Consider the following 6,099-nt stretch of genomic DNA (forward strand, 5'->3'; position numbering starts at 1 on the left):
TTACTGTAAGAGCTCGGTGGGTAAACCATCTCCTACAAAAAGTCTGTGAAACCGTGCAGTAGGAGCTGCTTTACGCAGCGAAATTTGGTTGTTTTTGGTGAATTAATTCACTATTCAGAACGTCGAGAAAGTAGCTTCAGATCTTCTTCAATATCATGAAATGCTGTTTTGACTTCCCGAACGCTCGCCTCTCGGGCAACTGAGCTTTGTATTGCTTTGTCGACATTTTGATAAATAAACATCTCTTGGTCTTCATCTAGACCCATGGTAGGAATGCGCTCCTCGAATAGCTCTTGTAACGACCTAAACACTTTTTCGTTTTCTTGGCGATTTTTATCTAATAAGGCAATCATGCTATTGAACTTGCCTTGCACCATCTCGATGGCTTCTTCTAAATCTTCGTGCTGCTGAACTAACTTGCGTTTAGTTGAAATTGCGATCAATTGCTGTTCAGTTACACTGGCAATAAAGCAGATATGATCACGTAACCGTCCATGCTTATCTGGGTCGTCACCAGGCATGTTTAAAATTAAAATACTCAACAATGGATAGTTAACCAAAATGCGATTGGTAAACTCATGTAACCGCCCTTTGGTATACAAAATTTCGAATAACTCGATAACAATGGGAGAGCAGATCCCTGTCGTGGCAAAATGATGCTTTTGTCCTTCTAACCTCACTTCAACATTGCAGTTCAGACCAAGCCCTTTTAAACACTGGCACAACGCTGCCGCCAATCGAGGAATAGAGTCAATCTCTCCAATTTGCTCAATGTATGTAACGATTTGCCCCATTTCGCTACTATTTGCCATCGCGCTAAAAGCGGTAGACGTTGCATCTTCAACCTGCTGAGCAAGCGTGTCTTTCTCCTGTAAAATTTGACTCAAATGCTGCAACTTGGCTTTCAGCTCCCCTTGACCAAAGGGCTTCACAATATAGTCTTCCGCCCCTACAGAGTACCCTTCCATTCGCTCTTCAACTGAGCCTCTAGCCGAGACAAACATCACGATAATATGTTGCGTATTCGGGTTTGCCTTTATCGCTTTACAGACCTCGTAGCCGCTCATTTTTGGCATGCTAACATCTAACAAAATCACCTGTGGGTCGAAGTCTTCTACTACGGCCAAACAGGCTTGACCGCTTTCTACAGTTTTTAGCTCAAAGTTTAAGTCTTCAAGAATTTCTTCGATGATTTCTAGATTAAACGGTTCATCATCCACCGCTAAGATTCTGCGTAAAGCCATAAATGCTATCCTTCATTAATGTACTAAAGGAACTGTAATTGAGGAAATAAATACACACTGTTTTGCCAGCCTTTAGCCCCTTAGTGTTAAAACAAGTTCCACTGTTAGTTATAGACCTATCCTTGCAGGCTTTCCAACTTGATTCATTACACTACATTACTTGCTCTAGATGTTCGACCAAAGGTAAACTCACATTGATACTTGCACCGCCGTCAGGATTATTCTCGGCGTAGACTTGCCCTTTGTGCAACAAGATAAACTCCTTACAAATAGCTAGCCCCAAGCCAGTACCTCCTGCACCGCTGTCGGTTTTACTACTTTGCACAAACTTGGCAAATATTTGCTCCAATTCGTCATCAGGGATCCCAACACCTTGATCGACGATTTTGATATGAATATCTTGCCCCTTGCAGCTCAGCAGCACACTCACTTCACTGCCTTCAGGGCTAAACTTCAGTGCATTTCCAAGTAGGTTTCTGATCACTTGATTCATTTGCTCAGGGTCGCAAAATGTCATGACTCCCTGCTCTGGTTTTTCGAACCTGATTTTTATCTTCTTCTCGAGCGCCGTACCCGATACATCTTCAATACCACTTTGGATCACATTCACTAAATTATGGAAGCTTGGATTAAACGGAAAACGCCCAGCATCCAATTTAGATAGATCTAGCAAGTTATTTAGAAGTACAAGCAAGCGTTCACCGCTGGTTTCAATGCGGGATAGATATTTTTTTAATTTATCTACCGGCACGTCTGGCGAAGTGAGTTTATCTAGCCCAAATCGGGCAAAACTTAAAATAGAATGCATCGGTGTGCGTAACTCATGAGACATATTGGCCAGAAATTCAGATTTTGATAGGTTGGCAGCTTCCGCGGCTTCTTTGGCTTTTTGCAATTGTGCCGTTCTTGCTTGTACTTCAAACTCGAGTAGTTCTTTGGTTTCCTCAAGCACCTCTTGTTGCTCTTTAAATTTTGAGACATTTTTAAAGATCACAGCAAAAGCCATTTCACCATGGTGATCAATTTCATTAAAAGTGCCCATTAATGGGATGCTGCGTTCTCCCGCTTTGGGCAGAGTTAATTCACAATTGAAGTGCTTTAACATACCAACGTGCTTCATGAGATCTCTTAGTTGCGATACCGACACTTCATCAAATAACTCGAAGATAGAAAGCGGCTGAAGCTCCTCTTCCGTCAGCTCAAACAATTCACAGCAAGCATCATTCGCCTCAATAATATGCCCTTGGCGGTTAAACAACATAATGGGATCTGGCGTATGCTTGTAGATAACTCTTAACAGGCTATCGCGCTCAATCAAGGCATCAACCGTGTCTTGCAAGCGCTCTACCAGCTCTTGGTTGTGGCGCCTTAATAACTCTGTTTGCCAAAGCTTGTGCAAGCTTTGTAGCAAATCACTTTCGTCGAAAGGCTTAATAAGTACATCTTCGACTCCTTGACGCACGGCTTCTAGCATATCTACTTGATTAACACGCGAAGTCATTAACAAGCAGCGGCAGTTATGGTGTATTTGCCTTACTTTGTTAAAAACATCGAGCCCAGTGTCTTTGTCTAAGTTAAAGTCACAGATCAGCAAGTCGACTGGATGGTGTTCAGCCACTTGCATCGCTTCTTCCAAGGTTGTTGCGGTAGTCACGGCGAGCTGAGCACCGCGCAAACTATTTGCCAAATTTTCAAGGCGAGGCGTATGATGGTCCACCAGAAGTACTTTTGGCAGCACCAAAGAGTTAGTTGCTCCTATCTCTAATAGGCGCTCTAACAGTCCAGTGATGTCCTTGTTAGCGAAAAACGGATAAATGACAATGCCATTAGGCAGTGCCCGATTAATTTCACTAAAGGACTTTAGGTGCTCGGCATTATCGGGCTTTGGGGCAAGTAGTACGAGTTTATCGTGGTTTCTGAGTTGATACATGGCTTGCAGCTTGCTTGCAGGCACACCATGGGCAATAACCACAACATCAAACTTATCAAAATCGAGGTCTGCTTCTAAGCTACGGTAGTGAAGATGCTCCACTTCACCACCGAGCAGCTCAAACAACACCTTAACTCGCATCGCTTGGACACTGCTGCTATCAATGATCAGCACACGACTCGCCATAGCTAGATCCTTTATCGGTAAATATGAGATCCAGTTTAGTAGAAGAATGACAAGACGCTAAACAATAACACTATTTTGACAAGCTTCTAGCGAGGTATAAATACGGTACTCACTAAACCTCAACCAGCGACTTACCTAATATAGTCAAGCTGTAGCTGTTGCCATCCATCATAGCAACATTGGGTAGCTCCCCCCACTTTTGAAACCCATGCTTTTCAAACAAGCGAATACTAGGGCTATTATGAGAGAAAATAAAGCCAAGTAAGGTCGAGATTTGCAGTTTTGGCGCCTGAGCTTGAGCAAACGTCATGAGTTGATTACCCAACCCCTGACCTTGCGCCGCTTTCGCTAAATAGATACTCACTTCTGCCGTACCTGAGTAAGCTGGACGACCATAGAAGTTACTAAAGCTTAGCCAAGCGACGATACGGCTTTCCTGTTCCACCACATAAATAGGACGATTATCTGTGTGTGCATCAAACCAGCTTTGCTTTTGTGCTACGCTTACAGGCTCGGTATCGGCTGTCACTTGGCGACTTGGAATGGTCTCGTTGTAAATGGCAACAATGGCACTGAGGTCTTGTGAAGTTGCGTGTCGAATATTCATTTAATTGATCAATATGACGAATATTCCCGTATCATAAAAGATAACCTAATTAAAAGGAAAGCGCTGATGATAAAAAGTCTTTCGATGTTGGGGTTGGCCTGCGGCTTATTGTTTGCAAGCCACGCCAATGCATCAACCTGTGAAGATTTCACCAATGTGGAAATGCGTAAGTTACGCTCAGACGAGTCACTGAACCTTTGTCAATTCAAAGATAAGCCATTACTCATCGTCAATACCGCCAGTAATTGTGGTTTTACTGGGCAGTTTGAGGGCCTAGAAAAACTGCACCAAAAGTACAAAGATAAAGGCCTCGTGGTACTGGGTTTTCCATCAGATGATTTTTTTCAAGAAGAAGACGATGAAAAAGAAACCGCAAAAGTCTGCTTTATAAACTATGGCGTCACCTTTGATATGTTTGCAACTTCAGAGGTAAGAGGGTCTGATGCCAACCCTATATTTCAGCATTTGAATGAGGTAACCAGCTCACCTAACTGGAATTTTTATAAATATTTAGTGTCAGCGGACCGTAAAACAATCAAACGCTTTAATAGTCGTACCAAGCCTATGTCTGATGAACTCACAGGAGAAATTGAAAAACTCTTGCCAAGATAAGCTGATTTTTTCACGTACCTAGATTAGAATAAAGTATGAACAACAATTAATCATTGGAGAAGTTATGGCAATCGCTAGTGCAAGACATATCCTAGTAGATAGTGAAGCGCAATGCATGGAGCTCAAAGATCGCATCGCAGCAGGAGAAGATTTCGCAGAAATCGCAAAGCAGTACTCCAATTGTCCGTCGGGCCAAGACGGTGGAGCGCTCGGTGAATTTGGACCTGGAATGATGGTACCTGAGTTCGATAAAGTGGTTTTTTCAGCGCCGATCAACCAAGTCCAAGGGCCTGTACAAACCCAGTTTGGTTTTCATTTACTAGAGGTGACCAGTCGTAGTGATTAATTCACTTGCGAAAACCCAATAGGTTCGCCATTATTCCATAGTACCAGCTCACTACACCTGCAAAATCGCAGCGTGATATTCAGTTGAAGGAATAATGGCATGAAACTGATAGGCTCGAACACCAGCCCATACGCGCGTCGCATCCGAATGTGGGCGGCAGCAAAACAACTTCCTCTTAGTTACCAGCATATCGACATTTTTTCACAAGCAGGCCATGACGAATTAGTTCGCCATAACCCAGCACGAAAAATTCCCTTTTTAATCGACGATGCACAACTGATTTGCGATTCTAATTTAATTGTGCGTTACTTGCGCGAAAAGCATCAGTTACCTTTCCCAAGTTGGGATCAAGAAAATTGGCTTATTCTTATTAATGCCTGTAACGACTCACTCGTTGAGCTACTACTTAGTAAACGCTCTGGCTTTGATATTGAACAAGACAAACTATTTTTTAACCTGCAGCGCGAGCGAATTGGCCACACTCTGCATTATCTCAATGAAGAGTGTGTGACAGAAGAGTTTTTACACTGTGATTATCTTCAAATCAGTTTATACTGCCTAATTGATTGGGTTCTGTTTAGAGAACTTGTCGATCTGAGCGATTATGAGAATCTAATGGCATTTCATGACCGTTGGCAATCTCATCCCATTGCTCAGCAAACTGATCCACGAAATTGAGAACAACGATGATGAATGAAGAAGAAATTGGCTCAGAAGTGAGTGAATTTATTGCGCAAGTAAAAAACACCGAAAGCGTTTGGGCATTGAGTTCAGATGATGGCGGCATGGTAGTAGTTGATTCTAATCAGTTTGACGAAACCGACGTGTTGCTACTTTGGGATAGCGAAGAAAAAGCACAAGCCCAATGTCGTGATGAATGGAGCGAGTTTTCTCCAATGAGCATTGACGTTGAAAGCTTCTTGGACGAGTGGGTACTCGATCTTAAAGAAGATGATGCATTAGTTGGCCTAAACTGGAATGATGACAACGTGTGTGTTGAAATTGAACCTGTGGGTCTTGCACGCCTACTCGTTGATATTGAATAAAATCTCCCCTTGCTGTCAGGCGCATAAATACCGAAAACGAATATGCGCCGTGCAAAAGACACCGTTGAAACTGCTCGGCGGGTAAACCGCCTCCTACAAAAGCCTGTAAAACCATGCGGTAGGAGCTG

7 protein-coding genes are annotated in these 6,099 nt (G+C 43.0%); 4 read left to right on the forward strand and 3 right to left on the reverse strand.

Features of this window, described 5'->3' with window-relative positions:
- Positions 1-110: 110 nt before the first annotated feature.
- The 3 genes from CEX98_RS00475 to CEX98_RS00485 all read right to left on the reverse strand — a co-directional run bounded on the left by CEX98_RS00475 (position 111) and on the right by CEX98_RS00485 (position 3,967).
- A complete protein-coding gene (locus tag CEX98_RS00475) occupies positions 111-1,244 on the reverse strand; it encodes a response regulator (RefSeq protein WP_099640185.1) in 1,134 nt (377 codons plus the stop codon).
- A gap of 151 nt (positions 1,245-1,395) precedes the next feature.
- Complete coding sequence (locus CEX98_RS00480; protein ID WP_099640186.1) at positions 1,396-3,360, reverse strand: ATP-binding protein; 1,965 nt, start codon at positions 3,358-3,360, stop codon at positions 1,396-1,398.
- Positions 3,361-3,472: 112 nt separating this feature from the next.
- Complete coding sequence (locus tag CEX98_RS00485; RefSeq protein WP_099640187.1) at positions 3,473-3,967, reverse strand: GNAT family N-acetyltransferase; 495 nt, start codon at positions 3,965-3,967, stop codon at positions 3,473-3,475.
- 84 nt (positions 3,968-4,051) lie between these two features.
- Between CEX98_RS00485 and CEX98_RS00490 the strand changes: the two genes are divergently transcribed.
- The 4 genes from CEX98_RS00490 (at position 4,052) to CEX98_RS00505 (ending at position 5,971) form a co-directional block, all read left to right on the forward strand.
- Positions 4,052-4,579, forward strand: coding sequence for a glutathione peroxidase (locus CEX98_RS00490; RefSeq protein ID WP_242441578.1), 528 nt, complete (start codon positions 4,052-4,054; stop codon positions 4,577-4,579).
- Between the two features lie 64 nt (positions 4,580-4,643).
- Positions 4,644-4,925, forward strand: coding sequence for a peptidylprolyl isomerase (locus tag CEX98_RS00495; RefSeq protein ID WP_099640189.1), 282 nt, complete (start codon positions 4,644-4,646; stop codon positions 4,923-4,925).
- 99 nt (positions 4,926-5,024) lie between these two features.
- Entirely contained in the window at positions 5,025-5,603 is a 579-nt protein-coding gene (locus CEX98_RS00500; protein WP_099640190.1) for a glutathione S-transferase family protein, read from the forward strand.
- 11 nt (positions 5,604-5,614) lie between these two features.
- Positions 5,615-5,971 (forward strand): DUF2750 domain-containing protein, encoded by a 357-nt coding sequence (locus CEX98_RS00505; protein WP_172439696.1) that lies wholly within the window; start codon positions 5,615-5,617, stop codon positions 5,969-5,971.
- Positions 5,972-6,099 lie beyond the last annotated feature (128 nt).

The sequence above is a fragment of the Pseudoalteromonas piscicida genome (assembly GCF_002744175.1).
GTDB lineage: Bacteria > Pseudomonadota > Gammaproteobacteria > Enterobacterales > Alteromonadaceae > Pseudoalteromonas > Pseudoalteromonas piscicida_B.